Annotated in this window: 18 protein-coding genes; 8 read left to right on the top strand and 10 right to left on the bottom strand. The window is 71.4% G+C overall.

The window, feature by feature from the left end; all coding sequences use genetic code 11:
* Nucleotides 1-2: 2 nt before the first annotated feature.
* Together ACFQVC_RS36450 and ACFQVC_RS36445 are read right to left on the bottom strand one after the other, a co-directional pair.
* Entirely contained in the window at nucleotides 3-1,040 is a 1,038-nt protein-coding gene (locus ACFQVC_RS36450) for an ABC transporter substrate-binding protein (protein WP_381838864.1), read from the bottom strand.
* Between the two features lie 319 nt (nucleotides 1,041-1,359).
* On the bottom strand, nucleotides 1,360-2,373 hold the full coding sequence (locus tag ACFQVC_RS36445; protein ID WP_381838844.1) for a LacI family DNA-binding transcriptional regulator: 1,014 nt from the start codon (nucleotides 2,371-2,373) through the stop codon (nucleotides 1,360-1,362).
* Nucleotides 2,374-2,642: 269 nt separating this feature from the next.
* On the opposite strand from ACFQVC_RS36445, the gene ACFQVC_RS36440 reads away from it, so the two are divergent.
* Nucleotides 2,643-5,240, top strand: coding sequence for a PA14 domain-containing protein (locus ACFQVC_RS36440; protein ID WP_381838842.1), 2,598 nt, complete (start codon nucleotides 2,643-2,645; stop codon nucleotides 5,238-5,240).
* Nucleotides 5,241-5,354: 114 nt separating this feature from the next.
* On the opposite strand, the gene ACFQVC_RS36435 is transcribed toward ACFQVC_RS36440, so the two are convergent.
* The 3 genes from ACFQVC_RS36435 to ACFQVC_RS36425 all read right to left on the bottom strand — a co-directional run bounded on the left by ACFQVC_RS36435 (nucleotide 5,355) and on the right by ACFQVC_RS36425 (nucleotide 8,280).
* A complete protein-coding gene (locus ACFQVC_RS36435) occupies nucleotides 5,355-5,696 on the bottom strand; it encodes an SH3 domain-containing protein (protein ID WP_381838840.1) in 342 nt (113 codons plus the stop codon).
* 197 nt (nucleotides 5,697-5,893) lie between these two features.
* Complete coding sequence (locus ACFQVC_RS36430) at nucleotides 5,894-7,432, bottom strand: serine/threonine-protein kinase (protein ID WP_381838838.1); 1,539 nt, start codon at nucleotides 7,430-7,432, stop codon at nucleotides 5,894-5,896.
* Nucleotides 7,429-8,280: a serine/threonine protein kinase gene (locus ACFQVC_RS36425; protein WP_381838836.1), complete on the bottom strand. Its 852-nt coding sequence runs from the start codon at nucleotides 8,278-8,280 to the stop codon at nucleotides 7,429-7,431. Before ACFQVC_RS36425 ends, ACFQVC_RS36430 begins: the two co-directional genes overlap by 4 nt.
* Nucleotides 8,281-8,664: 384 nt before the next feature.
* Here ACFQVC_RS36425 and ACFQVC_RS36420 point away from each other — a divergent pair, with 384 nt between their 5' ends.
* Entirely contained in the window at nucleotides 8,665-10,110 is a 1,446-nt protein-coding gene (locus ACFQVC_RS36420; RefSeq protein WP_381838834.1) for a wax ester/triacylglycerol synthase family O-acyltransferase, read from the top strand.
* A 183-nt stretch (nucleotides 10,111-10,293) separates the two neighbouring features.
* Nucleotides 10,294-11,778 (top strand): SDR family NAD(P)-dependent oxidoreductase, encoded by a 1,485-nt coding sequence (locus tag ACFQVC_RS36415; protein ID WP_381838832.1) that lies wholly within the window; start codon nucleotides 10,294-10,296, stop codon nucleotides 11,776-11,778.
* 44 nt (nucleotides 11,779-11,822) lie between these two features.
* On the opposite strand, the gene ACFQVC_RS36410 is transcribed toward ACFQVC_RS36415, so the two are convergent.
* From ACFQVC_RS36410 to ACFQVC_RS36400, 3 genes are all read right to left on the bottom strand, one after another.
* The gene (locus ACFQVC_RS36410; protein ID WP_381838830.1) at nucleotides 11,823-12,713 is read right to left on the bottom strand and encodes an NAD(P)-dependent oxidoreductase; all 891 of its coding nucleotides are present in this window, start codon (nucleotides 12,711-12,713) and stop codon (nucleotides 11,823-11,825) included.
* A 151-nt stretch (nucleotides 12,714-12,864) separates the two neighbouring features.
* Nucleotides 12,865-13,653 (bottom strand): SDR family oxidoreductase, encoded by a 789-nt coding sequence (locus ACFQVC_RS36405; protein WP_381838828.1) that lies wholly within the window; start codon nucleotides 13,651-13,653, stop codon nucleotides 12,865-12,867.
* Nucleotides 13,654-13,686: 33 nt separating this feature from the next.
* Nucleotides 13,687-14,277, bottom strand: a complete 591-nt coding sequence (locus ACFQVC_RS36400; protein WP_381838826.1) for an inositol oxygenase family protein — start codon at nucleotides 14,275-14,277, stop codon at nucleotides 13,687-13,689.
* A gap of 395 nt (nucleotides 14,278-14,672) precedes the next feature.
* On the opposite strand from ACFQVC_RS36400, the gene ACFQVC_RS36395 reads away from it, so the two are divergent.
* The 3 genes from ACFQVC_RS36395 (at nucleotide 14,673) to ACFQVC_RS36385 (ending at nucleotide 17,307) form a co-directional block, all read left to right on the top strand.
* On the top strand, nucleotides 14,673-15,158 hold the full coding sequence (locus tag ACFQVC_RS36395) for a hypothetical protein (protein ID WP_381838824.1): 486 nt from the start codon (nucleotides 14,673-14,675) through the stop codon (nucleotides 15,156-15,158).
* Between the two features lie 384 nt (nucleotides 15,159-15,542).
* Nucleotides 15,543-16,769, top strand: coding sequence for a polysaccharide deacetylase family protein (locus ACFQVC_RS36390; protein WP_381838822.1), 1,227 nt, complete (start codon nucleotides 15,543-15,545; stop codon nucleotides 16,767-16,769).
* 367 nt (nucleotides 16,770-17,136) lie between these two features.
* Nucleotides 17,137-17,307, top strand: coding sequence for a hypothetical protein (locus ACFQVC_RS36385; protein ID WP_381838820.1), 171 nt, complete (start codon nucleotides 17,137-17,139; stop codon nucleotides 17,305-17,307).
* 129 nt (nucleotides 17,308-17,436) lie between these two features.
* Here the strand turns inward: ACFQVC_RS36385 and ACFQVC_RS36380 are convergent, their stop codons facing one another.
* Nucleotides 17,437-18,777 carry an amidase gene (locus tag ACFQVC_RS36380; RefSeq protein ID WP_381838818.1) on the bottom strand — a complete coding sequence of 447 codons (1,341 nt, stop codon included), beginning with the start codon at nucleotides 18,775-18,777 and terminating at the stop codon, nucleotides 17,437-17,439.
* Between the two features lie 212 nt (nucleotides 18,778-18,989).
* On the opposite strand from ACFQVC_RS36380, the gene ACFQVC_RS36375 reads away from it, so the two are divergent.
* Nucleotides 18,990-20,885: a family 20 glycosylhydrolase gene (locus ACFQVC_RS36375; protein ID WP_381838816.1), complete on the top strand. Its 1,896-nt coding sequence runs from the start codon at nucleotides 18,990-18,992 to the stop codon at nucleotides 20,883-20,885.
* A 35-nt stretch (nucleotides 20,886-20,920) separates the two neighbouring features.
* Entirely contained in the window at nucleotides 20,921-22,546 is a 1,626-nt protein-coding gene (locus ACFQVC_RS36370) for an alpha-L-fucosidase (RefSeq protein ID WP_381838815.1), read from the top strand.
* Between the two features lie 281 nt (nucleotides 22,547-22,827).
* On the opposite strand, the gene ACFQVC_RS36365 is transcribed toward ACFQVC_RS36370, so the two are convergent.
* Nucleotides 22,828-24,504 (bottom strand): amidohydrolase, encoded by a 1,677-nt coding sequence (locus ACFQVC_RS36365; RefSeq protein ID WP_381838813.1) that lies wholly within the window; start codon nucleotides 24,502-24,504, stop codon nucleotides 22,828-22,830.
* Nucleotides 24,505-24,553: the final 49 nt, after the last annotated feature.

Raw genomic sequence — 24,553 nt, 5'->3', positions numbered from 1 at the left:
CGTCAGTACGCCTTGGAGAGGTCGGACTTCGCGTTGTCGTCGGTGTAGGCGCTGTCCTGGATGACCACGTTCTGCGGGACCTTCTCGCCCTTGGTGAAGGTGTCGAGGGTCTGGAAGGCGAGCGGCCCGAAGCGCGGGTTGGACTCGATGACGCCGTCGATCCAGCCGTCCACGATGCCCTGTACGGCGTTGCGGGTGCCGTCGATCGTGACGATCTTGACATCACCGGGCTTCTTGCCCGCGCTCTTGAGAGCGTTTACGGCGCCGAGGCCCATCTCGTCGTTCTCGGCGTAGATCCCGGTGATCTTCGGGTTGGACTGGATGAGCTGCTCGGTGACCGACTGGCCCTTCTCGCGGGCGAATTCACCGGTCTGCTGGAAGACCACCTTCAGCTCCGGGGCCTTCTCCTTGATGCGGTCCTTGAAGCCCTTGGTGCGCTCGGTGGTGACGTTGTTGCCGGGCGCGCCGAGCAGGATCGCCATCTCGCCCTTGCCGCCGGTCGCCTCGATCATCCGGTCCGCCGCGCGCTTGCCCTGCTCGACGAAGTCCGAGCCGATGAAGGAGACATAGTCCTTGCAGGCCATCGCGTTGATCTTGCGGTCGATGGTGACGATGGGGATCTTCCTGGCGCTCGCCGCGCGCAGCACCGGGCCCCAGCCGTCGGAGTTCAGGGGCGCGATCACCAGGACGTCGGCGCCCTTGGCGATCAGGTCCTGGACGTCGCTGATCTGCTTGGAGAACTGGGACTGCGCATTGGCCGTGAGCAGCTTGACGCCGCGCTTCTCGGCCTCGGCCTTGATGGAGGCGGTCTCGGCGATACGGAAGGGATTGGCTTCCTTCTCCGACTGCGAGAAGCCGACCGTGGCGCCCTTCAGATCGAGCTTCTTGCCGCCGAACTCCCCTATGGCGCAGGTCTTTTGAGCGCCACCGGACGGTGTGGCGACGATCTGCCCGGAGTCGCCTCCCTTGCCGGTGTCCTGGCCCTTCGCGCTGTCGTCCTCGGACTTGGCGCAGCCCGCCGCGGCCACGGCGAGGCTCATGGTGAGGCCGGCGGCGACGATGCTCCTCAGGGTGGTGCGGCCCCGCACGGCGTTGCGGTTCCCGGCAGCGGCGGCACTCTTCGTGGCGCGGGCGGGGCTGTTGGCGGCGAGAGGGCTCTTCGCGGCGGTCTTCGCGGCGGTACGACGTGGGCGAGCGGTCGGCTTCATGGCGTCCCCAGAACGGCGCGGCCCCCGCAGCGCTTGGGCTCGCGGAGGATGACGGCTCTTGCGGGGCATTTTTTGTATCGTTGGAAGAGGGCTGTAAACCCTTCGCGTAGCGGTTCGTTGAAACCGCTCTCCGCCGCGCGCGGCCCGCGGATCAGCGCCGGCCGAGCGTGCTCTCCCGCTCCACCAGCCGGAATTCCGCGGTGAGTTCACGTCCGACGGGTTCGCCCGAGCCCCCGAGGGAGCGAAGGAGGGACTGCACCGCGAGCCGGGCTATCGCCTCCTTGTCCGGCGAGATGGTGGTCAGGGTGACCGCCCCGAACTGCCCCTCTTTGATGTCGTCGAAGCCGACCACGGCCACGTCCCACGGCACCCTGAGGCCGCGCTCGTGCAGCACGCGCATGGCGCCGATGGCCACCAGGTCGTTGTAGGCGAACACCGCGTCGGGCCGCACCCCGGAGTCCAGCATCCGTGCCATCGCCTCCGCCCCGTCGCCGCGGTCCCAGCCGCCGGTGGGCCCGACGAGCTCGTCGGGGGCCGGCAGACCGGCTGCCGTCAGCGCCTCGCGCCAGCCCTGAAGTCGCAGGTGGGCAGGGCGGTTCGCGGAGTCGGTACGGGCACCGAGATAGGCGATACGGGAGCGGCCGCGGCCGATGAGATGGCGTACCGCCGCGTGGGCGGCCGCCACGTTGTCGATCGCGATGTGGTCGTACGGCAGGTCGTACTGCCGCTCGCCGAGCAGCACGAGCGGCACATCGTCCTCACGTCCGCTCAGGTCCGAGGCCTCCAGTTCGAGCGGGCTGAGGATCAGGCCGTCGATCACCCGGGCCCGGAAGCCCTGGCTGACCAGGACCTCCTGCTCGCGCTCTCCCCGGGTGTGGTCGAGCAGCACCGTGTAGTCGTGCCGGGCGGCGGCGTCGATCACAGCGCCCGCGAGCTCGGCGAAGTACGGGTTGCCCAGCTCGGGGACGGCGAGCGCGATGATTCCCGTACGTCCCTTGCGTAGGTGACGGGCCGTCAGGTTCGGGCGGTAGCCGAGCTCGTCGATGGCCTGCTGCACCCGGGCCCGCATCGTCGGGGTGACGTGCTGATAGTTGTTCACCACGTTCGAGACGGTCTTGATGGAGACGCCCGCTCGCTCGGCGACGTCCTTGAGGCTCACCCGCACTGCATCTCCTTCAGCGTCCTTCGCGCCCCGTTCACCGGGCTGACTGTCACGACCCTGGACAGAGAGCGGAACCCCGTGCTCTCATGCCAACTGCCGTTCCTTCCAACGTTGTACAGACTCGGGGAACGAGCCGCCACCCTTCCTCGCACCTTCCTCGCACCTTCCTTGTGAAGCGCCAGGCCCTTGCACGGCGTACCACGACGTACTCACGAAGGACGTACTCACGAAGGACGTACTCACGAAGGACGTACTCACGAAGGAGGAGAGCCGTGCGTTCCAGATGTCATCCGGGACCCCTCGCCTTACTGCTCGCCGCCCTGCTCGCCCTCGCCGGCCTCACCGCCGTCGGCCCCGCCGCCACCGCCACCGCCTTGGCGGAGCCGGTCGAAGCGCGCGGTCTGAAGGGCGAGTACTACAGCCAATCGGCCCCCGGCGCCTTTGACTTCGCGGAGCTCAAGGCCACCGGACTCGACCGGAACATCGACTTCGACAACCTCGACCCGCGTCTGACCACCGCCACCGGCAGGGGCGATGACGCCACCGTGCGCTGGACCGGCCAGCTCGTGCCCGAACGCACCGGCGCGCACACCTTCACGATGATCGGTGACAACGGCTTCCGGCTGTGGATCGACGGCAGGCCCGCCATCGATCACTGGGTGGACGACTGGGACAAGGAGCAGACCTCCGCGCCCGTCGAGCTGACCGCCGGCACGGAGTACGACATCAAGGTCGAGTACTTCGAGCACTACGGCGGCTCCAACCTGCACCTGAACTGGATCCAGCCGGGCCGGGACAAGCAGCCGGTGCCGCAGTCCGCGTTCCGGCTGCCCGACGGCTGGGACTACGACGGAGCCCTCGCCGCCACCGTCCTCAAGGACGGCCGTACCCTGCGCCTGGACTTCGCCCAGGAGCTCGCCGCGCCGCCTGCCGGACTCGGCGAGCACATCGAGGCCGTCATCGGCGGCGCGACCTGGCCGCTCGGCGCGATCAAGGCCGACCCGGACGACGCCCGCCGCCTTCTCGTCGAGCTCAACGAACCCGTCGTGGGGCAGGGCGGCACCGCCGATCTGCGCTACGACGGCGAGGGCGCCCTCAGCAGCACGCAGGGGAAGCAGGTCGGTGCCTTCTGGAGCAGCGGCGACAACACATCCGAGTACCAGCTGCGCACCGAGTGGGCCGAAGACGTCGGCCCCGGCACCGCGCACCGCGAGTACCCGCGCCCCCAGCTCACCCGTTCCGCGTGGCGGAACCTGAACGGCAGCTGGCAGTTCCAGGCCGCCGACAAGGGCGAGGCGCCGCCGGTCGGCAAGCGGCTCAAGGAGAAGATCCTGGTGCCGTACCCGGTGGAGTCCCAGCTCTCCGGTGTCACCCGGCACGAGGACCGGATGTGGTACCGGCGCACCTTCACCGTCCCCGAGGGCTGGAAGATCGGCTCGGGCAAGCGCCTCAAGCTGAACTTCGACGCCGTCGACTGGCACTCCGAGATCTATGTCAACGGCAAGAAGGTCACCGAGCACAAGGGCGGCTACGACCGGTTCAGCGCCGACATCACCGATGCGCTGAAGCCGGGCGGCACGCAGGAACTGATCGTCGGTGTCCACGACCCGACCGACTCCAGGGACGGCGAGAACCCGCCCGTCGGCAAGCAGAGCCTCAACCCCGACGTCATCTGGTACACCGCCTCCTCCGGTATCTGGCAGACGGTGTGGATGGAGCCGGTCGCGGCCGATCACGCCGACTCCCTCAAGGTCACCCCGGACGTGGACAAGAAGGAGGTCTCCGTCCAGGCACGCGGCGTCAAGGACGGCCTGCCGGTCACGGCCACCGCGTACGACAAGGGCACACCGGTCGCCACCGCCACGGGCAGCACCGGCACCCCGCTCACCCTGAAGATCGACGAGCCGCGCCTGTGGTCACCCGACGATCCGTTCCTCTACGACCTGAAGGTGAGCGTCGGCGGTGATCGCGTCGGCAGCTACTTCGGGATGCGGAAGATCGAGGTCAAACAGGTGGACGGCGCACCCCGCACCGTCCTCAACGGCACACCGCAGTTCCTGATGGCCACCCTCGACCAGGGCTTCTGGCCGGACGGACTGCACACACCGCCCACCGACGAGGCCCTCGCGTTCGACCTGAAGAAGCACAAGGAACTCGGCTACAACTCCGTGCGCAAGCACATCAAGGTCGAGTCCGACCGCTGGTTCTACTGGGCGGACAAGCTCGGCCTGCTCGTCTGGCAGGACATGCCGTCCACCACACCCGGCGGCACCTTGAACGGCGCCGTGCAGCGGCAGTTCGAGCTGGAGCTGAAGGAGATGATCGACCAGCACGACTCGCATCCCTCGGTCATCATGTGGGTGCCCTTCAACGAGAGCTGGGGCCAGTACGACGTCGCGCGCATCGCCGACCAGGTCAAGAGCTGGGACCCGACGCGCCTCGTCAACAACCAGAGCGGTATCAACTGCTGCGGCTCCGTGGACGGCGGCAACGGCGACATCGCCGACGCCCACGGCTATCCCACGCCCCAGCTCCCCGCACCGGACGGCAGACGCGCCCTGGTCAGCGGCGAGTACGGCGGCCTCGGCCTCGCCGTCCCCGGTCACGCCTGGCCGGTGCGGCACACCTACGTCGGCGTCGAACGCGACAAGTACACCGACGAGTACCTCGCCCAGCTGGGCCGTGTCCGTGAGCTCACCTGCAAGGGCGGCAACGGCGCCGTCTACACCCAGATCTCGGATGTGGAAGGCGAGTTGAACGGCCTGCTCACGTACGACAGAAAGGTCATGAAGCCGGACGCGGCCCGTCTGAAGGCGGCCCACGAGAAGCTGATCGAGGAGGCTTCGGACCCGGGCTCGATGCGGTGCTGAGAGCGCTGTCACGGTCACCAGTGACGAGTCACGGAGCGCCGGTCCCGTGACGCGGCCGTGGCCCGCACCCCAAGGGGTACGGGCCACGGCCCGGTCGTGCGGCAGGCTCTGCCGTCAGCAGTTGTCCAGGTAGGCGGTGTGGATCCAGACACCGGTGTGCCCGCCCCACAGGTTGCCGTGCACCCAGTTGCCCTGGACCCCGATCAGGTCCATGTTCTGGCCCTTGTTGACCTGGCCGAGCACCGGGTACTCGGGGCCGGGGCCGCCGCGGAAGTTGACGCCGTTGTCGTTGACGGTGCAGACCGCGGCCGCCTTGGCCTCCTGAGCCGCGGCGGGCTTGGCCTGTCCGGCCGGAGCGGACGCCTGGGCGGAGCCGCTGGTGGCCGCAAGGGCCCCGGCCGTGGCCGCGGCCACGGCGAATCCTGCGAGAGCCTTCTTGATGCCGGTGTTACGCATGATGGTGGTTCCTTCCCCGTGGAAGAGTTCCCCGTTCCTGAGCCCCCGCGGGCCACTCGGACCTCGACGGGCGCTCGTCCTTACGCACTCCACTTTCGGCCCCGGGAGTGGCCGGTGGTACCTGACGTATGTCAGGGGGGAACTCCGGTACGGGTCACGGGCCCGCCCATGGGCGGCGGCGCCGGGGCCGGAAGGCCTCAACGCGCGTACTCCACCAGGTACTTCTTCACCCGCTCCGTGTGCCGCCGGGTGCGCTCGGGTACTCCGCCCTCCGCCAGGACGACCTTGCCGCTGGTGCGGTAGGCCGCGGCGAGGACGCCGGGGAGGTCGGTGGCCAGGTCGTGTTCGCGGAAGTAGCGGGCGAGATAGCAGAGGTAGGAGCCCATCGTCGCGATGGCGTCGGGCGGTTTCCTGTAGTCCGTGGTGCCGTTGCCGTCGCCGTCGGTGGCCCAGTCCGCGAACACCTTCGGCGTCCACATCGCGATGCCGTACTCCTCGATCGGGATGCCGTCCTTGCCCTTGCGGACCCGGTGCGCAGCGGCGTCGAAACCGCTCTCCGCCTTCAGCATCGCCGCGATCAGGGCCGGAGTGACGGCTTCGTCGGCGCAGCGCATCGCCGTGTTGGTGATGTACGGGCGCAGCGCGGCGGGGACATCGGCGTGTGGGCCGAGTTCCTGGGCCGCGGCCGGGGGCAGCGAGGGCGTGGCCGCCGCACCGGGAGTGGAGCGCTCTCCGATGGCGCCGGTGGAGAGCAGCAGTGCGGAGCCGGTCGCCGCCGCAAGGAGTGTCGCGAGCGCCGCGAGCAGGATCGCCGGCCGCCGTCTGCGCACCCGGCCGGGATGTCTCGTCAACTCGCCCACACGGGTGGCGAGTCGCTCGCCGGTCAGCTCGGCTCGCGAGGCATGGTCGGGCCGCAGGCAGCGGGCGATCAGCTCCCGCCAGCCCTCCGGCACCGACTCGTCGAGGCGCAGCGGTGCCCCGCCGCGGGCATAGGCCTGCGCGGCCAGGGCCCGCGCCCGTGCCGTGGAGCCGGGGAAGGGGTGCAGACCGCCGGTGAGCACCTGGTGCGCGAGGACCCCGAACGCCCAGATGTCCGCGGTCGGACGGATCCTCGTACCGCTCGCGCCGGTGCGCTCCGACCACCACTCGGGCGGCACGTGGTCGAGCGAGCCGAGCGGCGGCACGTAGGCGTGCGTGCCTTCCAGCTCGGCGGTCAGACCGAAGTCGGCCAGCCACACCCGACCCCCCTCCGCCAGCAGGACGTTGGCGGGCTTCAGGTCGCCGTGCACCCAGCTGCGCCCGTGGAGGTAGGCGAGTCCCGCCGCCACGCCGTCCAGGATCCGCGGCCCGAGGGGGAGGGGCCGGCCGGGACCGGCGGCGAGCAGCTCCTGCAGGTTGTGCTCGGCCCGGTCCATGACGAGGGCCGTGAGCCCGTCGAGCGCCGGCCGGCGCGGGTCGCGCACGGTGTGCACCGCGTGGGTGCGTACGACATGCCGGTGGTCGGCCTCCAGGCTGAACCGCGCCTCGCGCTCCACCTGCTCGCTCACCCCGGTGCGCTGTCCCGGCGTGAGCAGGTCGGTGCGCAGGAACTTCACGGCCGCCCGCGCACCGTCCTCGATGTGCTCGGCGGCGTACACGCTGCCCCAACTGCCCGCCCCGATGGGCTCGGTGATCCGCCAGGGCCCCACGCGGTAGCCGGGTGGAACGGCGATCGCGGGAGCGCTCTCACGGCTCATCCCCGGCCGGCCCCCGTGGCCGCCGCGGGCCCGGAGCCGCGTGGGTCGGAGCCGCGTGCGACATAGCCGTGCGGGGCGGGGGAGGTCCGGGTGAGCAGGTCGAGGTGGTGCTCCCGCACCAGGTCGAAGCGGAGCGCGAACGCCACGAGTTCCTCGCGCTTGCCGCCGACCTGTGCGGCCTCGGCCATTCCGTCACGGTCCTCGCGCAGCCGGAGCTTCACCGACGCCAGATAGTCGATGTGGTAGTTGACGGCGGAGCGGCTCAGACCGTCGCAGCCCGGTACGTCACGCAGCCGTTCCAGGACCTCGCCGACACCGGGCACGGCCGCGCTCGACGCCTGCCGCAGCCGTGGTTCGCACAGTGCGAGCAGCACGAGGAAGTACTTCGACGTCGGGTCGAGGGCGAAGGGACTGGTCGTCGGTTCGCCCCGGTGCGGAAGCTGTTCCTCCGAGTCGAGGTAGGCGTGTTCGGGTGCGAAGACCTTGAAGCAGGCCTCGCCCTCCGTGCCCGGCAGCAGCACCCGCGAGAACTCGAAGGGCACCGGAGCGCCGACCCGGCCGGGCGCGACCTTGACGTGCTCGCCCGCGCCTTCGAGGTTCTCCACGACATACGTGGAGTTCTGGCTGAAATTGGACAGCCGCCAGTAGTCCTCGGCGGCCGTGATCTGGCCCGCGCGGCGCGATACGGCCGGGTCGAACAGCGGCACGGGCAGGGGGCCGCCGTCCGGGGCGCCGCGACCGAACTCCGCTGTCTCGCCCGGTCCGAGGCGCAGCAGCCGGGGCTTGCCCGGACGGTCCCTGGGGCGTGTTCCGGGCGGTTCGGGCAACTGCACGATGACGGTGTCCATGCCGTCCCTCCCCCTGTTCAGGCAACTCCCGAGTCTAGGACTCCAAGGGCGGCGGCACGGTTGCTGCAGCGACGAGGAGCGCATGGTTCCGGCCCCCGTCCCGGCCCCGGGCCCCGCCGGAGTGAACGCGTCCGGCGCCTTGACGTACGTCGCGGGTGCGTGGGTGCGCGGGTACGTCGGCGGTGCGTCGGAGTCGGCCACGCTCGACGGCGCCGCCCGCACTCGGCTGACGGGCCGCACCTGCCCCATGGCTCCCGTGCCGCGTGGGAGCCATGGGGCAAGCCTTAATGTGCTCGTAACGGTATGTGTTCTTCAGGTGCTTGACCGTAGTCGTCAACGGGATATTGACTTCTGGCTTCCCCGTCGTCGACGCGAGAGCAAGCCATGACTACTGACCTGCTCGCACCACTCGACCTGGCGTTCTGGAACATCGAGACCGAGCGGCACCCGATGCACCTGGGGGCGCTCGGTGTCTTCGCCGCCGACGCGCCAGGCGCCGCCCGGCACGCGGCCGAGCTGCTCACCGCCCGGGCCGTGGCCGTGCCCGGTCTTCGTATGCGGATCCGCGGGGTCTGGCTGCCCGTCGGCGGCGCCGCACGCGAGCCCGTCACCGACTTCGACCCCGCCCGGCACGTCCAACTGGCCTGTGTGGCAAGGGACTTCCACGCGGCGGCCGGTGAGCTGATGGAGCGGCCCCTGAACCGGGCGCGGCCACCGTGGGAGGCCCATGTGCTGCCCGGCGAGGACGGCACGTCCTTCGCGGTCCTGTTCAAGTTCCACCACGCGCTAGCCGACGGACTGCACGCGCTCACGCTCGCCGCCGGGGTGATGGACCCACCGCCCGCCCGCGCCCCACGCGCGCGTGCCGACGTGCCCGCTCCACGCGCGCGTGGCGACGTCCCTGCTGCACACACGCGTGCCACCGATGACGTCGCCCCTGCCACCGATGACGTCGCGCGTGCCGGCGATGACGCCGAGCGTCCGGTCCGCCGGGGCTTCGGCATCCCCGCCCTGCCGGACCCCCGCGACCTGCCCAACCCTCTCGCGCCCGTCCGCCGCCGGATCGGCGCGGCAGCCCGTGCCCTGGACATCGGGGTGTCCGTCGCCCGCGCCACCTGGGGCGTCCGCAGCACCGCCGCCCTCACGTCGGACGCCACCGGGACCCGGCGCACGGCCGGTGCCGTCATCGACATCGACCAGGTGCACCGGATCCGCAAGAAGACCGGCGGCACGGTCAACGACGTCCTCATCGCCGCCGTGGCCGGCGCCCTGCGCCGCTGGCTGGAGGAGCGCGGCGAGAGCGGCGACGGGGTCGGCCCCCGCGCCCTGATACCCGTCTCGCGGCGCCGCCCACGAGGCGCCGAGCCGGACGGCAACCGGCTCTCCGGCTATCTCATCCGCCTCCCCGTCGGCGAGCGTGACCCGCTGGAGCGGCTGCGCACCGTACGCGGCGCCATGGACCGCAACAAGGACGCGGGTGCGCACCGCGGCGCGGGTGCCGTCGCGCTGCTCGCCGACCACGTCCCGCCGCTCGGCCACCGCATCGGCGGGCCTGTCGTCGCCCAGGCCGCCCGCCTGCTCTTCGACATCCTGGTCACCAGCGTGCCGCTGCCGAGCCTGGGCCTGAAGCTCGCCGGCTGCCCGCTCACGGCGGTCCATCCCTTCGCCCCGCTCGCCCGTGGCCAGTCCCTGGCCGTCGCCGTCTCGACGTACCGGGGCCACGTCCACTACGGCCTGATCGCCGACGCGGAGGCCGTGCCCGACCTGGACCGGCTCGCCGCGGCCCTGCACGCCGAGATCGCCGCCCTCGGGGCGGCGGCACAGGCGTAGAAGCGCGTCCAGGAAGCGGGCGGGAAGCGCGCGTACGCAGGCGCAGGGCGCCGGAAAATCGAGGGCCGGATCCCGGGCCGTTTGGTGTGCACCGCCCGGCCTACGTAAAGTTTCGTGTTTGGAATCTCCCTGCGACCCTGCGCACGCGCGCGTGGGGCATGAGCGAGCACGAGGAACACCGCGATGACGGTTGCCAACGACGAGGCGACGGAACCCCAGACGTTCGGCCCCGGCATCGACCCGGAGCGCCTGGCCGTATGCCTCAGCGTGCTCGAAGAGCTCGACAAGCTGGAGGTCGACCACCCCGACGCGATCGCCGTACGGCGCGCCACGGCGGGCATCTACCGCACCGTGAAGCAGCGCCGCCGCCAGGAGCGCAGGGCCGCCAAGACCGCCCATGACAAGGCCGTCACGCACGCCACCGCGACCGGCTCGGCCGAGCGCATCGACGACGAGACGCAGGGCCTGCTGCCGTCCACGTCGACCGTCGGAGAGATCGCGGGGATACTCCAGCGCCCGCGCTCCTGCTACATCTGCAAGACGCGGTACGTCGAGGTCGACGCGTTCTACCACCAGCTGTGCCAGAAGTGCGCCGCCGAGAACCGCGCCAAGCGTGACGCCCGCGCCGACCTGACCGGCAAGCGCGCCCTGCTCACCGGCGGCCGCGCCAAGATCGGCATGTATATCGCGCTCCGCCTGCTGCGTGACGGCGCCCACACGACGATCACCACGCGCTTCCCCAAGGACGCCATCCGCCGCTTCAAGGCCATGGACGACTCGGCGGACTGGATCGACCGCCTCGAGGTCGTCGGTATCGATCTGCGCGACCCGGCCCAGGTCGTGGCCCTGGGCGAGCAGGTCGCCGCGCAGGGGCCGCTCGACATCCTGATCAACAACGCGACCCAGACGGTGCGCCGTCTGCCCTCCGCCTACGCCGCCCTGGTCGAGGGCGAGAGCGCCCCGCTGCCCGCCGGTGAGCTGCCCGCCCACCACGTCATCGGCGCCTTCAACTCCGGCGCGGTCGACGGCCTGACCGCGCTCCCCGCCGGCGTCAGCGGCCTCGACGCCCAGAAGGTGGCCGACCTCGCCCTGGTCGCGGGCAACGCCAGCGTCGCCCGGCACCTCGACGGCACCGCCATCGACGCGGGCGGCCTCGTCCCCGACGTCGTCGACAGCAACACCTGGGTGCAGAGCATCGAGCAGATCTCCCCCGTGGAGCTCCTCGAGACCCAGCTGTGCAACTACACGGCACCGTTCATCCTGATCAGCGCCCTGCGATCGACCATGGCCGACGCGGCGAAGAAGGCCACGAGCGGACGTGCCTACGTCGTCAACGTCTCGGCGATGGAAGGCGTCTTCAGCCGCGGCTACAAGGGGGCGGGGCACCCCAACACCAACGCCGCCAAGGCCGCGATGAACATGGTGACGCGCACCAGCGGCCAGGAGATGTTCCAGACCGACGGCATCCTCATGACCTCGGTCGACACCGGCTGGATCACGGACGAGCGCCCGCACTACGACAAGCTGCGCCTGGCCGAGGAGGGCTTCCACGCCCCGCTCGACCTGATCGACGGCGCCGCCCGCGTCTACGACCCGGTGGTGCGCGGCGAGGCGGGCGAGGACCTGTACGGCGTCTTCCTGAAGGACTACGCACCCGCCAAGTGGTAGCCGCCCCCCCGCGGGCAGCGTTCCGCGCCCCTTTGCGCGGGCGCTCAGTCCTTGCCGGACCGCAGATGGCGCACCGTGACCGGGGCGCTCCACTCCTTGTGGCCCGCGGCCAGCAGCGCCTTGAGTATGGCCGTGCCGGGCGCCAGCTCCGCCGTGCTGACACCCGCCTCCCGCGCCGCCTCCCGGATGTTGACGTCCGCGGCGAGCTGGACGTCGAGGCCCTGTGTGATCGCGGGCTCGGCGCCCTCGCGCCGGTCGGCGTCGACGTCCGCGGCGAGGGCGGGCAGCACCTTCGCCATGTTCGTCAGCCATGTCACGAGCAGCTCCGTGAACTCCACGGCACTGGCGCCCTCGCGGGACAGGACCATGGCGACGGAGTGGTGGAAGCCGTTGAACAGAAAGCCCATGCCGTCGAGCAGCGCCAGGTCGTACAGGGAGGCGATGCCGATGTCGGCGCCGAGGTACTTCGCCGCTCCGAACACCTCGAACGTCTCGCGGTGCGCGGCGAACACCCGCTCGTCGCCGCTGTAGAGGACGAACGCCTCCTCGGTGGCGATGGTCGTCGGCACGGCCATGATGCCGCCGTCCAGATAGTCCGCCCCCTGCCCGGCGACCCAGGCCGCCAGCTCGGCGGCCTGCGCCGGGCTGCCGTTGGTGAGGTTGACGACCGTCCTGCCGCGCAGCCGTTCCGCCACAGGTTCGAGGGCCGCGCGCACCGTGGCGTAGTCCAGGAGGCAGACCACCACCAGCGGGCTCGCGGTCACGGCGTCGGCGACCGAGCCGGCGCGGACGGCGCCCCGGCCGGCCAGCTCGTCGGCCTTGGCGGCCGTCCGGTTCCATACGGTGGTGGGGTGGCCGGAGCCGAGCAGGGCGCCGGCCAGGGCCTGCCCCATCTCGCCCAGGCCGATCACGGTCACCGGTGTCTTGCTGTTCATGTCGACTCCTGTCCGCAGGGCCGGGGACCGGCCCGCAATCGGACGGGCTTGGGGGATCACTCCGGCCCTGTCAGCCTGGTCGAGCCCGTGACCTGCGACAAGTACGCACAATTTAGTGCGCACGCACCAAAAGGTAAGCAGGCGGCGGCAGTTACGCGGGCCGGGCGCGGCGGACCCGGGTGCCGCCGTCCACCAGGAGATCGGCCCCCGTGACCCACGCCGCGGCGTCGGACACCAGCCACAGCACGGCGCGCGCGATGTCCACGGGCTCCCCGAGCCTGCCGAGAGGAAGGCCCGCGGCGAGCGCGGGCTCGGCGCCGTCCCACACGAAGCGCGCCATCTCGGTGCGCACCAGGCCGGGGGAGACCGCGTTGACCCGTACCGACGGGGCGAGTTCGCCCGCGAGCTGCTGGGTGAGCCGCAGCAGGGCGGCCTTGCTGGTGAGATAGGCGCCCAGATGCGGCCCGACGTGAGTGGCGCCCTCGGTGCAGATATTCACCACGGCACCGCCGTGCTCGCGCATCCAGGCCCGCCAGGCCGCTTGGACGAGACGCAGCGGCGCCTCCACGTTGACGGCGAACGCGGCGCTCCAGTCCTGTGGATCGGCCTCCATCAAGGGGCCGTAGGGCGTGTTGGTGCCGGCGTTGTTCACCACGATGTCGATGCGGCCGAACTCCGCCGTCGTCCGCTCCACGCACGCGTGCAGATGTGCGGGATCCGCCACGGAGCCGGCCACACCTACCGCGCGCACCCCCGTGTCCCGCAGCCGTCCCACGGCGGCCCGCAGCGCTTCGGCGTCGCGGGCCGTGACGCACACACCGGCGCCGGCGGCGCCCAGCTCCTCGGCCACGGCGAGCCCGATCCCGCGCGAGGCGCCGGTGACCAGAGCGGCCCGGCCGACGAGTGCACCATCTGCGCCATCTGCACCGTCAACTCCCATGCAGCCACACTCTCATGACGGAGTGTCAGAAAGTTAGGGGTGTGCGGGGTGGGTGTACTCCCGGGGCACCGTCGCGTGCGCCGCGGCCACGAGTTCCAGGACCGAGCGCCAGTCCTCGAGTACGCCCGCGTCGAGCCCCACCACCTTGCCCGCGTCATCGGCCTGGCGCAGCGTCACGGCATCGTCGGCGCAGGGATCGGCAAGGAACGCCTCGGCCTCGGCCGCGGTCATCACGCCGCCCTGTGCGCGCAGCGTGAGAGCGCTCTGCGGGGACAGGCCGCGGCCGGGTTCGACGGCGGCCAGATACCGCTTGGCGGGAACGTGTAGACGTACGAGCCGTGAGACCCGCTCTCCGAGCAGCGGCCGCACGGCGTCCGCGGCGTGGTCGGCGTGCCCGGCGTCGTCCCCGGGGCGCAGCAGATGACCCAGGTCATGGACGAGCCCCGCGATCTGCAGCTCTTTGTCGCTGGGGTGGGAACGGCGTAGGAGTGCCGCGGTCTGCAGGGCGTGATCGTGCAGGTCGACCGGGTCGCCACTGCGGTCGGGGGTGTCCCACGCGCCGCGGCAGGCGTGCAGGAGATCCATCAGCTCGTCGACGGTGCGCGGCGCCCTCTGCGGCGCCATCCATGGCTCCATGCGCGGCTCCCTCCGGGCCTCGGTGCCGGTGCGTTGCAGCAGATCATGGCCATCTGACGGTTCAACCAACGCGGTGTTAACCGTGCACACCGGGCGAGCGGACCAGGCGAGCGAGCGAGCGATCGGGCAGGCAAGCAGGGCGGGCAGGCAGGCCGGGCAGACAGGTCGGGCGGGCAGGGCGGGCGGGCAGGTCGGGTGTGCGCGCACCGGGCGGAGCCCGGCCCCCGTCGGCGCGGCGGCCATCCATGTGGAGTACCGCGTTCCCGTCTGGCCCTCTCCACAGCGCGGGACTCCACGGTGCCACTTAGCGTTTCTCGGCGTCGGGAGCATTTCTGATGAAAGCTCAGAAATGCCATCTGCGCTGATAAAAAGGGGAGTTGTTGATGCAAGCGATAGCACGGGCCTCGGCGGGTGTGGCGGCGGCGTGTGCGCTGACCGCGGCCACGGCGACGTCGGCGGCAGCGGCCGACACGTCGTGGCAGGTGAGTGTGGAGCCGCGGACGGTGGCGCCCGGCGGGACGGTGACGCTCACGTCGAGCGGCTGCCAGGTACCGACGGTGACCGCGGACGCGGGTGTGTTCGACACCACCGAACTCAACGAGGGCCACTCGGCCACGGCCAAGGTGTTCGAGGACGCCAAACCGGCCGCCGAGTACGACGTGACGTTCACCTGCAACGGTCAGACCAAGAGTGCCCCGCTGATGATCGCCGATCACGGCAGCGGAGTGCACAAGGGCGTCAAGGCGGGCGGGGGCGGTTCCTTCGCTTCGTTCAGCGTGACGCAACTGGCCCTGGGTGGCGCCCTGGTGGCGGGAGCCCTGGGTGTCGCGGTCCACTACGCACGCCGCCGAGGCTTTGACGAGAGCTGAATAAAGGAACTGGTCGCACGAGGGCCGGTGCCGCGTCCGTACGACGATGCGGCACCGGCCCTCGGCTGTGCGCGCCCCTTTCGTATCCGTCCAAGTGGGTGGTGGCGGCACCCTGCGCGCCCACGCCCTGCGGCACGCTCCGCCGTCAACTCACCTGACGCACCGTTACCTCACCGGCTCTCAGTTCCGTTCGTCCTCCCTCACTTTCCGCCCTCGCGGGCGCGGAGGGACCCGAGATGCCTCACGCACTGTGATCAGGCGCCACGGCACTGCCGCGCGGCGGAGCGGAACCGCGCAAGGCAATGGGCCCGCTTTATGTGATTAAGAGAAGTTTCTCCCGTCTACAGATGGGGCGACCGGGCGTCGAGTGAACGGAGCGGTTGCATGCGGGCTGTGGGGCGAAGGCACCTTCTGGGGCTGGGACTCGGGGCGGCGGCGGGTGCGGGTCTCGCCGGCTGCGGCACCGAGACGGCGTCCCCGGGGCACGGGGCCGGCGGCCACGACAGGACCGCGGGCCGGCAGGGCCGGCAGGGCGGGCACGGAAGCGGGAAGGTCAACCGGCCGATCGGGGACGGCTCCACCGCGTTCACCGGCGTCCAGCCGCGGCAGCCCGACCGTCCGGTGCCCCTTGAACCGGGCCAGACTCCGCCGCAGTTCGTGGTCTTCTCCTGGGACGGCGCCGGCGAAGTCGGCAACGGACTCTTCCCGCGCTTCCTCCAACTCGCCCGCGACCACGGCGCGCACATGACGTTCTTCCTCTCCGGGCTCTATCTGCTGCCCGAGTCGAAGAAGCGCGTCTACCGCCCGCCGAACAACCCCGCGGGCGCGTCGGACATCGGTTACCTCACCGACAGCCACATCAAGGAGACCTTGCAGTACGTGCGCCAGGCCTGGCTCGAAGGCCATGAGATCGGCACGCACTTCAACGGGCACTTCTGCGGCGGCACCGGTTCCGTCGCCAACTGGACGCAGCGGGACTGGCGCAGCGAGATCGACCAGGCCAAGTCCTTCGTGAAGAAGTGGCGGACCAACACGGGCTGGAAGGACCTTCCCTCGCTGCCGTTCGACTACGACAAGGAACTCGTCGGCGGCCGCACCCCGTGTCTGCTCGGCCAGGACAATCTGCTGCCCGTGGCGCGCGAGCTCGGCTGGCGCTACGACGCGTCCTCGCCCGGCGGGCTGCAGCGCTGGCCACGGAAGAAGCTGGGCGTATGGGATCTGCCGCTGCAGGCCATGCCGTTCCCGGGGCACCGCTTCGAGGTCCTGTCGATGGACTACAACATCCTCGCCAACCAGTCGAAGAACTCCACCCGCGCTCCGGCCCACAACTACCCGGCCTGGCGCCGGCAGGCCACCGAGTCCTATCTCGCGGGATTCCAGCGCGCCTACGAGACCAACCGGGCGCCGCTGTTCATCGGCAACCACTTCGAGCAGTGGAACGGCGGCATCTATATGGACGCCGTCGAGGAGACCCTGAAGACCGTCGCGGACAAGAAGGACGTACGCCTGGTCTCCTTCCGGCAGTTCGTGGACTGGCTCGACGCCCAGAAGCCAGAGGTGCTCGCCGGGCTGAGCGCGCTCCAGGTGGGGGAGCGCCCCGTCCGCCGCTGAGCCCGACGGCTCAGGCCGGAGTCCTGACACCTCTCCTCCCTGACGCTGACGCCTCTCCTCCCGGGAGAGGCGTCGATCATGGCTGAATAGCGGCGACGAAGGCTGATAAATCGGGCAGCTTTCGGCCCCATCGAGCAGGGAGCCGCTCATTTGGTTACCCTAGATGGGACGGACAGCCAATTTGGGTCCCACCAACACCCATGGCCCGTCCCGGGGCAAAGCCGGTCACCACGGCTGCGTCCCGTTTGCGTACCGGCGCCACCGCGTCCGAACTGCCCAGATCGAAGCCCTCGTCCAGCGGCTCGGCGCCCGGTACCGGGACGCGCCGCGAGCGACCGGGGGTTACCCGACACATAAGGAGTGCGCGGTGACACCAGAGAAGTCGAAGAGCGATCAGCACCCGAAGGAGCGCGGAGAGCGCAAGGGCCGGCCCAAGGAGCTGGGCAGTCTCGACGTGTGGGCCAGGTCGGCGCCTATCAGACTCGCGGGATACGAAGACGATCTCGCGGAGCCGCACATCCTGCAGGGCATCGACTAGCAGGGCATCGACTGATCGAAGACGGCCCCCGCGGACACCGTCCGCGGGGGCCGTTCTGTCTGCCCGCCCGTCCGGCAGCCCGCCTCCGTCTGGCCGCCCGCCTGCTCGTGGGCGTGGCGCGGGCGTGCCTCAGCGTGGCGCCGGTGCCGTGCGCTGCCAGGGCCTGCGCTCCTCCAGCTCGGCTGCCACGGCGAGCAGTTCGTACTCCTTGCCGGGCGCGCCCACCAGCTGCACCGCACACGGAGCGCCCGAGGACAGATAGCCGAACGGCAGGGTGAGCGCGGGCCAGCCGGTCAGGTTCCAGGGCGGAGTCAGCGGCGAACAGCGGGTGTTGGTGAGCAGATTGCGCACCCAGCCCCGCTCGTGCCAGGGCCCGGCGTGCGGGCCGCGCCGGGCGAGCGCCGGAGTGAGCAGTACATCGTGCGCGGTGAAGAACGGCTCAAGGCGGCGGCGCAGCTGTTCGCGGCGTTCGCCCCGTTCCACCGAGCCGACCATGCGCGCGCCCATGGCGGCGTGTTTGCGGGTGCGCGGGGCGAGCCGCTGCGGATCGAGTCCTTCGGCGTCCCTGTGCGTACCGGCCGTCCAGTGCGCGAGCGCGACCGCACCCAGCCACACCGGGTACGGCGGATCGGCGGCCGCGACGCGGTGACCCACCCCGGCCAGCACCTTGCCGGCCTCCCGCGCAGCCGTCGCGTACGCATGCGTGACCGGGACTCCCGCGAGCGGGCTGCGGGTGGAGACCGCGATCCGCGGCGGGGCCGGTGAAGCGCCGGGCGGCGGGGTGTCCGCGAGGACCGAAAGCATCAGCCGGGCGTCCTCGGTGGTCGTCGCCAGTGGGCCGTTTTCAGACATTCCGAACCAGCCGCCGCCGAGGTCGCGCGGCACCGTGCCAGGACCCGGCTTCAGGCCCACGAGGCCGCAGTTGGCGGCCGGGATGCGCAGTGAGCCCATACCGTCGTTGCCGAGGCCGAGCGCCGCCATGCCCGCCGCCACCGCGGCCGCGCTGCCCCCGGACGAGCCGCCCGCCGTGCGCGTGGTGTCCCAGGGGTTGCGGGCGGTGCCGTGCACCCCTTCGGTCGTGCCGAAGACACACAGTTCCGGCACGTTGGTCACGCCGATGACGAGCGCGCCCGCGGCCCGCAGCCGGGCCACCGTCACATGGTCCTCCGGCGCGGGCTCGGTTGACGTGGCCGCCGAGCCGTTGAGGGTGGCCTCACCGCGGACCGGCAGATTGTCCTTGACCGCCACCGGCACGCCCGCGAGCGGCAGTTCGGCCAGATCGGCGCGTGCGGCGAGCTCGTCGGCCTCGCGCAGCGTCGCGGCCGCGCGCACCGTGCGGAATGCGCCCACCCGGGCGTCGAGCAGCTCGATCCGCGCGAGATGGTCGGACACCACCTCGCGCGGTGACACCTTCCCCTCGCGTACGGCGGCGGCGATTTCGGCGGCGGTACGGCCGGCCCAGCTGGTCACGGTGGCTCCTCGGCGCGAAGTGCTGACGACGTACGGGGCAGATTACGCGGCGAGCCCGTGCTCGTCGGCCCCAGGACAGAGCCGTGCCGCCTGGTCATCGGATGACTTTCCGAACTCCCATCCGCGCACCGCCCATTGACACCGCACCACCGCCCCTCAATCATCAGACATCCGATGAATCTCGACGCGAGGCCGCTCTGAGGGAGTGCTGCATGCGTACGTCGTTCACCGCTGTGCCGCGGCTGTTCGGAGCCCTGGTAGTCCTGGTCGTCCTGGCGCTGCTCACCGCCCTGCCGGGGCCACTCGCGCGGGCCGCGCCGGCCGCCGGAGTGCCCAAGGTGCTGCCCGCGCTCGGCAACTGGTCCCCGTCGCAGGGCACGTACCGGTTCGAGGCGGACCGTACCCGGATCGTCGCCGAGGGCCGCACCGCACGGCGTACCGCCGAGACCCTCCGCGAGGACCTGCGCGCCGCCGAGAAGGGCCGTATCCCCGTGGTCGGCGGGGTCACCCCGCGCCCCGGTGACGTGGTGATCGGTGTGGCGGAGGGCCGCAAGGGCGAACTCCGGGACGAAGGCTACGAGTTGCGCACGGCGGGAGGCGTGGCGCGGATCACCGCCGCCACCGAAGCAGGCGCCTTCTACGGCACCCGCACCCTTCTGCAGCTTCTCGCCCAGGGCGACAGCGTGCCCGCGGGCACCACCGTCGACATCCCGCGTTACAAGGAACGCGGAGTCGGTGTCTGCGCGTGCTACATCCACATCACGGCCGGCTGGCTGGAGAACCTGGTGCGCGACATGGCGTACCACAAGCTCAATCACCTCCTCCTGGAACTGAAGGTGAAGAGCGAGCGCCACCCCGAGGCCAACTCCTGGGGCTACTACACCAGGCAGGAGATCCGCAGGCTCGTCGCCGTCGGCGAGAAGTACCACGTCACGATCGTCCCGGAGATCAACTCCCCGGGCCATATGGACCCCTGGCTGGAGCACAGGACCGATCTGCAGCTCACCGACTCCGACGGCAAGGCGCAGCCCTCCCGCCTCGACGTCACCAAGGACGAGGCCTTCGCCTACTACAGCAGCCTCGTCGACGAGTACGCCGAGGTCTTCAAGGCCCCGTACTGGCACATGGGCGCCGACGAATACATGCTCGGCTCGGACTTCGCCAAGTACCCGCACATCCTCGAGTACGCCCGCGAGAAGTACGGGCCCGGCGCCACCCCGCAGGACGCCTTCATCGACTTCGTGAACCGCGTCCACGCCCACGCCGCGTCCAAGGGCAAACGCCTGCGCATCTGGAACGACGGGCTCACCGGCGACCACACCGTCCCCGTACGTCCCGGCACGACCGTCGAGCACTGGCTGAAGGTGAAGACGACGCCCGGCCAACTCCGGGCCCAGGGCTACCCGTTGATGAACGCCTCGTACTCCCTCTATCTCGTCCGCGGCGGCTTCCACATGGACACCGCCAAGCTGTACGGGCAGCAGTGGGACCCGCGCAGCTTCGAGGGCGAGAAGCTGGACTCGGCCGCAGGCATCACCGGCGCGAAGATCAGCCTGTGGCCCGACAACGGCCGTGCCGAGACCGAGAACGAAGTCGCCGCGTCGCTGCGGATGCCCCTGCGCTTCCTCGCCCAGACGACCTGGGGCGCCGCCCGTCCCGACCCGGCGTACGCCGCTTTCACCGCCCGCGCCGGTGCCGTCGGCTCCGCGCCCGGACTGCGTGACCTCACCCGGGTGCCGGTGCCCGACGGCACCTACACGCTGCGGGACAGCGAGGGGCGGATCCCCGCCGCCGACTGGACGGTGACCCGCACCCCCGACGGCTACGCCACGCTCAAGAACGCCGCCACCGGCCGCTGCGCCGAGACCCGCAGCGGCAGGCTCACCCTCAACACGCCTCTGGAGCCCGGCAGTTCCGTCACGCAGGAGACCTGCGACCCGGCGAACACCCTGCAGCGCTGGGACCTGGAGCGGGCCGGCGGCGGCCTCCGACTCACCAACGCCCTGACCCGGATGTCCGTGCACCTCGCCGACGACGGGCGGCTCGTGCAGTACCCGTCCGACCAACGGCCGCCCGCCGTCTGGAAGTTCACCCCCACCGCACGCTGACCCCGCCCCCCCCCACAGACCCCGGAGGCCCGCCCATGGCCGTCAGCCGACGCCTCTTCCTCGCCGCGACCACGGCGACCGCGCTCGCCGCGTCCAGGCCGTCCCTCGCCCTCGCGGACGGCGGGACCGCCGCGGCCGCGCCGCCCGCCGAGCCGTACTACCGCATTCCCGTCAGCCCCGCCGACACCCCGAGGGAGATCGTCGAGAAGGCCGCGCGGGTACGCCCGACGGAGCGTCAGATAGCGTGGCAGAGGCTGGAGAAGACGGCGTTTCTGCACTTCGGCGTGAACACCTTCACCGGTCTCGAATGGGGCACCGGCGACGAGGATCCCGAGGTCTTCCAGCCCGTGGGCCTCGACACCGACCAGTGGGCGCGCGCCCTGCGCGACGGGGGCTTCGAGCTTGCCATCCTCACCGTGAAACACCACGACGGCTTTGTGCTCTACCCCTCGCGCTACACCCGGCACAGTGTGAAGTCGAGCAGCTGGCAGGGCGGCCGTGGCGATGTCCTGCGCTCCTTCGCGGACTCCATGCGGCGCCACGGGATCAAGGTCGGCGTCTATGTCTCGCCCGCCGACGAGAACCAGTATCTGCACGGCGTGTACGCCAACGGCAGCCCCCGCGCGGCCCACACCATCCCCGCCCCGGTCGAGGGCGACGACCGCACGGACCCGCGCACCTTCACCCTCGACGCCACCGACTACGGCGCCCACATGCTGAACCAGCTCCACGAAGTCCTCACCGAGTACGGGCCCGTCGACGAGGTCTGGTTCGACGGCGCCCAGGGCCGGATCCCGCCGGACAAGGTGGAGAAGTACGACTGGGACAGCTGGTACACACTGATCCGCGCCCTGGCCCCCGACGCCTCGATCGCGGTGTCGGGACCCGATGTCCGCTGGGTCGGCAACGAGGGCGGGCTCGCCCGTGAGGACGAGTGGAGCGTCGTCCCCGTGAAGGAGCAGGACTACGGCCGCACCGACTACGCCCTCGCCTACGACGCCCCCGACCAGGGCAGCCGCGACGCCCTGGTGAAGGCGCGCGAGGTGGCCACGCATCTGCAGTGGTGGCCCGCCGAGTGCGATGTGTCGATCCGGCCCGGCTGGTTCTATCACGAGGACCAACAGCCCAAGTCCGTCGACCAGTTGACGGATATCTGGTTCCGCTCCGTGGGCCGCAACTCCGTACTGCTGCTCAACATCCCGCCGGACAAGCGGGGCCTGCTGCCGGACGCGGACGTGGCCCGGCTGCGGGAGTTCCGCGCACGGGTCGAGGCGGAGCTGCCCGCGGACCTGGCGCGCGGCGCACGGGCCGACGGCGACGGCTCGGGCGCGGCACGCGCCGTCGACGGCGACCCGGACACCGCATGGTCCGCGCCCGCCCCCGGCAAGGGCACCCTGACGCTCGACCTCGGCGCGGAAACCGAGGTGGACCGGATCCGGCTCGCGGAGGACATCCGGCACGGCCAGCAGGTCGAGAAGGTGGCGGTCGAGGCCCGGATCGCGGGCGCCTGGCGCACCGTGGCGGAGGCAGGCGTGGTGGGAGCCGGCCGCATCCTGCTGCTGCCCGCGCCGGTGACGGCGCGGTCGTGGCGGCTGCGGATCACGGGCTCGCGGCGGGCGGCACGGATCGCGGAGTTCGGCCTCTACCGGTCGCGGGTCTGACGGCGCACGGTGCGGGAGCGGGCGGGGCGGCCGTCGCCGTAGCGGTGCCGGACCTGTGCCGGTGTCGGAGCCGCGCTACCCGCCCTCGCACCGGTTTCGGAGCCGCCGCATCCACCCCTGTACCGGTGTCGGAGCCGCGCTACCCGCCCTTGCACCGGTTTCGGAGCCGCCGCATCCACCCCTGTGCCGGTGTCGGAGCCGCGCTACCCGCCCCCGCACCGGTGTCGGAGCCGCCCCGTCCGTCCCTGCACCGGTGTCGGGCCGCCCGCCCCGTCCGTACCTCACCCGGCCGCGTACACCCGCTGTCCTTCCACGAAGGTCTGCTCCACGCGTGTCGCCCCGATCTCGTCCGCGGGACCCGCGAACGGGTCACGGTCGAGGACCACCAGGTCCGCGAGGTATCCCGGCGCGATCGTGCCGGTCTCCGCGTCCAGGTGGTTCACATAGGCACTGCCCGCCGTGTACGCGGCCAGGGCCGCGCCGAGGTCGATGCGCTGCTCGGGCAGGAACACCCCGGTGCCCTCGGGTGCTCCGGGCAGCCGGCGGTTGACCGCGACATGGATGCCCTGCAGCGGGTCGGGGCTGCTCACCGGCCAGTCGCTGCCCGCCGCGAGCGTCGCACCCGAGCGCAGAAGCGCCCCGAACGGGTACTGCCAGGCGGTGCGTTCGGGCCCGAGGAACGGAATGGTCAGCTCGTCCATCTGCGGCTCGTGCGCGGCCCACAGCGGCTGCATGTTCGCGCTCGCCCCGAGCTGCCGGAACCGGCCGATGTCATCGGGGTGCACGACCTGCAGATGGGCCAGATGCGGGCGGGTGTCGGAGAAGCCGTTGGCGAGCCGCGCCGCCTCGACCGCGTCCAGGGCCTCGCGCACGGCCCGGTCGCCGAGCGCGTGGAAGTGCACCTGGAAGCCGTGCGCGTCCAGCTCGGTGACGTACTTCCGCAGCTCGTCGGGCGGTACGAAGCTGATGCCGCTGTTGTCCGACGTACAGCCGCAGCCGTCGAGGTACGGACCGAGCAGCGCGGCCGTGCCGTTCTCCGCGACACCGTCCTGCATGATCTTGACGGTGGTGCAGCGGAGGCGGCCCCGTGCCCCCGCCTCGCGGCGGGCGATCAGCTCCTCGATCTGTTCCGTGCCGCGGGCCCGGTCCCACCACAGGGCGCCCACGACGCGCGCCGTGAGCCGGCCGTCGTCCGCCGCCGCGAGATAGGCGTCCGTGGGGTCGGTCAGATTGGCGTGCTCGCCGAGAATCGCGTCCTGCCAGGCCGTGATGCCGAGCGAGTGGAGCAGCTCCTGGGCGCGCAGCAGACCTGCGGTCTTCTCGCGCAGGGTGACGGGCGGAAGCAGCCGGCCGATCAGGTTGGCCGCGCCTTCCTGGAGCATCCCGGTCGGGGCGCCGGCGGGGCCGCGCTCGATCCGCCCGTCGGCCGGGTCGGGGGTGCGCGCGTCGAGCCCGGCGCGTTCCAGGGCACGGGAGTTGACCCAGGCGCCGTGGTGGTCGCGGTTCACGAGGTACACGGGCCGGTCGGGTATCAGCTCGTCCAGCTGCGCGGCCGTGGGAAGCCCGCCGGGGAACGCCTCCATGGCCCAGCCGCCACCGGTGATCCACTCCAGACCGGGGTGCGCCTGCGCGTAGGCGGTGATCCGGCGGCGGTACTCGTCCAGGGTGGTCGCGCCGCTCAGGTCGCACTGGCCGAGTTCGAGGCCGCCGCCGACCGGGTGCGCGTGCGCGTCCTGGAACCCGGGGATCAGCAGCCTGCCCGCCAGGTCGACCACTTCCGTACGGGGGCCGGTCAGTTCGCGCACCTCGTCGTGGCCCACGGCGACGATACGGCCGCCGCGGACGGCCACCGATGTCGCGCGGTGGCGCGCGGGGGAGAGGGTGTGGACCGGGCCGCCGGTGAAGACCAGGTCGGCGGGGGCGGAGTCGGCGGGGGATGCGGGGGTGGTGCCGGGCATGCGGTGGCTCCTTGCGGGGTGCGGTTCTCGGAATGTGCGTGGATACGGG

Origin of the sequence: Streptomyces monticola (assembly GCF_042665355.1) — a bacterium.
In the GTDB taxonomy this organism is placed as follows: Bacteria; Actinomycetota; Actinomycetes; order Streptomycetales; family Streptomycetaceae; genus Streptomyces; species Streptomyces monticola.
The sequence above is the reverse complement of the archived record's forward strand: the minus strand, read 5'-3'. Positions and strand labels throughout refer to the sequence as shown.

Excerpts from the sequence above, each read along its gene's own strand:
- ACFQVC_RS36450 (WP_381838864.1), bottom strand. The coding sequence starts at position 1,040 with ATGAGCCTCGCCGTGGCCGCGGCGGGCTGCGCCAAGTCCGAGGACGAC.
- ACFQVC_RS36435 (WP_381838840.1), bottom strand. The coding sequence starts at position 5,696 with ATGCGTAACACCGGCATCAAGAAGGCTCTCGCAGGATTCGCCGTGGCC.
- ACFQVC_RS36430 (WP_381838838.1), bottom strand. The coding sequence starts at position 7,432 with ATGAGCCGTGAGAGCGCTCCCGCGATCGCCGTTCCACCCGGCTACCGC.
- ACFQVC_RS36425 (WP_381838836.1), bottom strand. The coding sequence starts at position 8,280 with ATGGACACCGTCATCGTGCAGTTGCCCGAACCGCCCGGAACACGCCCC.
- ACFQVC_RS36420 (WP_381838834.1), top strand. The coding sequence starts at position 8,665 with ATGACTACTGACCTGCTCGCACCACTCGACCTGGCGTTCTGGAACATC.
- ACFQVC_RS36415 (WP_381838832.1), top strand. The coding sequence starts at position 10,294 with ATGACGGTTGCCAACGACGAGGCGACGGAACCCCAGACGTTCGGCCCC.
- ACFQVC_RS36410 (WP_381838830.1), bottom strand. The coding sequence starts at position 12,713 with ATGAACAGCAAGACACCGGTGACCGTGATCGGCCTGGGCGAGATGGGG.
- ACFQVC_RS36405 (WP_381838828.1), bottom strand. The coding sequence starts at position 13,653 with ATGGGAGTTGACGGTGCAGATGGCGCAGATGGTGCACTCGTCGGCCGG.
- ACFQVC_RS36400 (WP_381838826.1), bottom strand. The coding sequence starts at position 14,277 with ATGGCGCCGCAGAGGGCGCCGCGCACCGTCGACGAGCTGATGGATCTC.
- ACFQVC_RS36395 (WP_381838824.1), top strand. The coding sequence starts at position 14,673 with ATGCAAGCGATAGCACGGGCCTCGGCGGGTGTGGCGGCGGCGTGTGCG.
- ACFQVC_RS36390 (WP_381838822.1), top strand. The coding sequence starts at position 15,543 with ATGCGGGCTGTGGGGCGAAGGCACCTTCTGGGGCTGGGACTCGGGGCG.
- ACFQVC_RS36375 (WP_381838816.1), top strand. The coding sequence starts at position 18,990 with ATGCGTACGTCGTTCACCGCTGTGCCGCGGCTGTTCGGAGCCCTGGTA.
- ACFQVC_RS36370 (WP_381838815.1), top strand. The coding sequence starts at position 20,921 with ATGGCCGTCAGCCGACGCCTCTTCCTCGCCGCGACCACGGCGACCGCG.
- ACFQVC_RS36365 (WP_381838813.1), bottom strand. The coding sequence starts at position 24,504 with ATGCCCGGCACCACCCCCGCATCCCCCGCCGACTCCGCCCCCGCCGAC.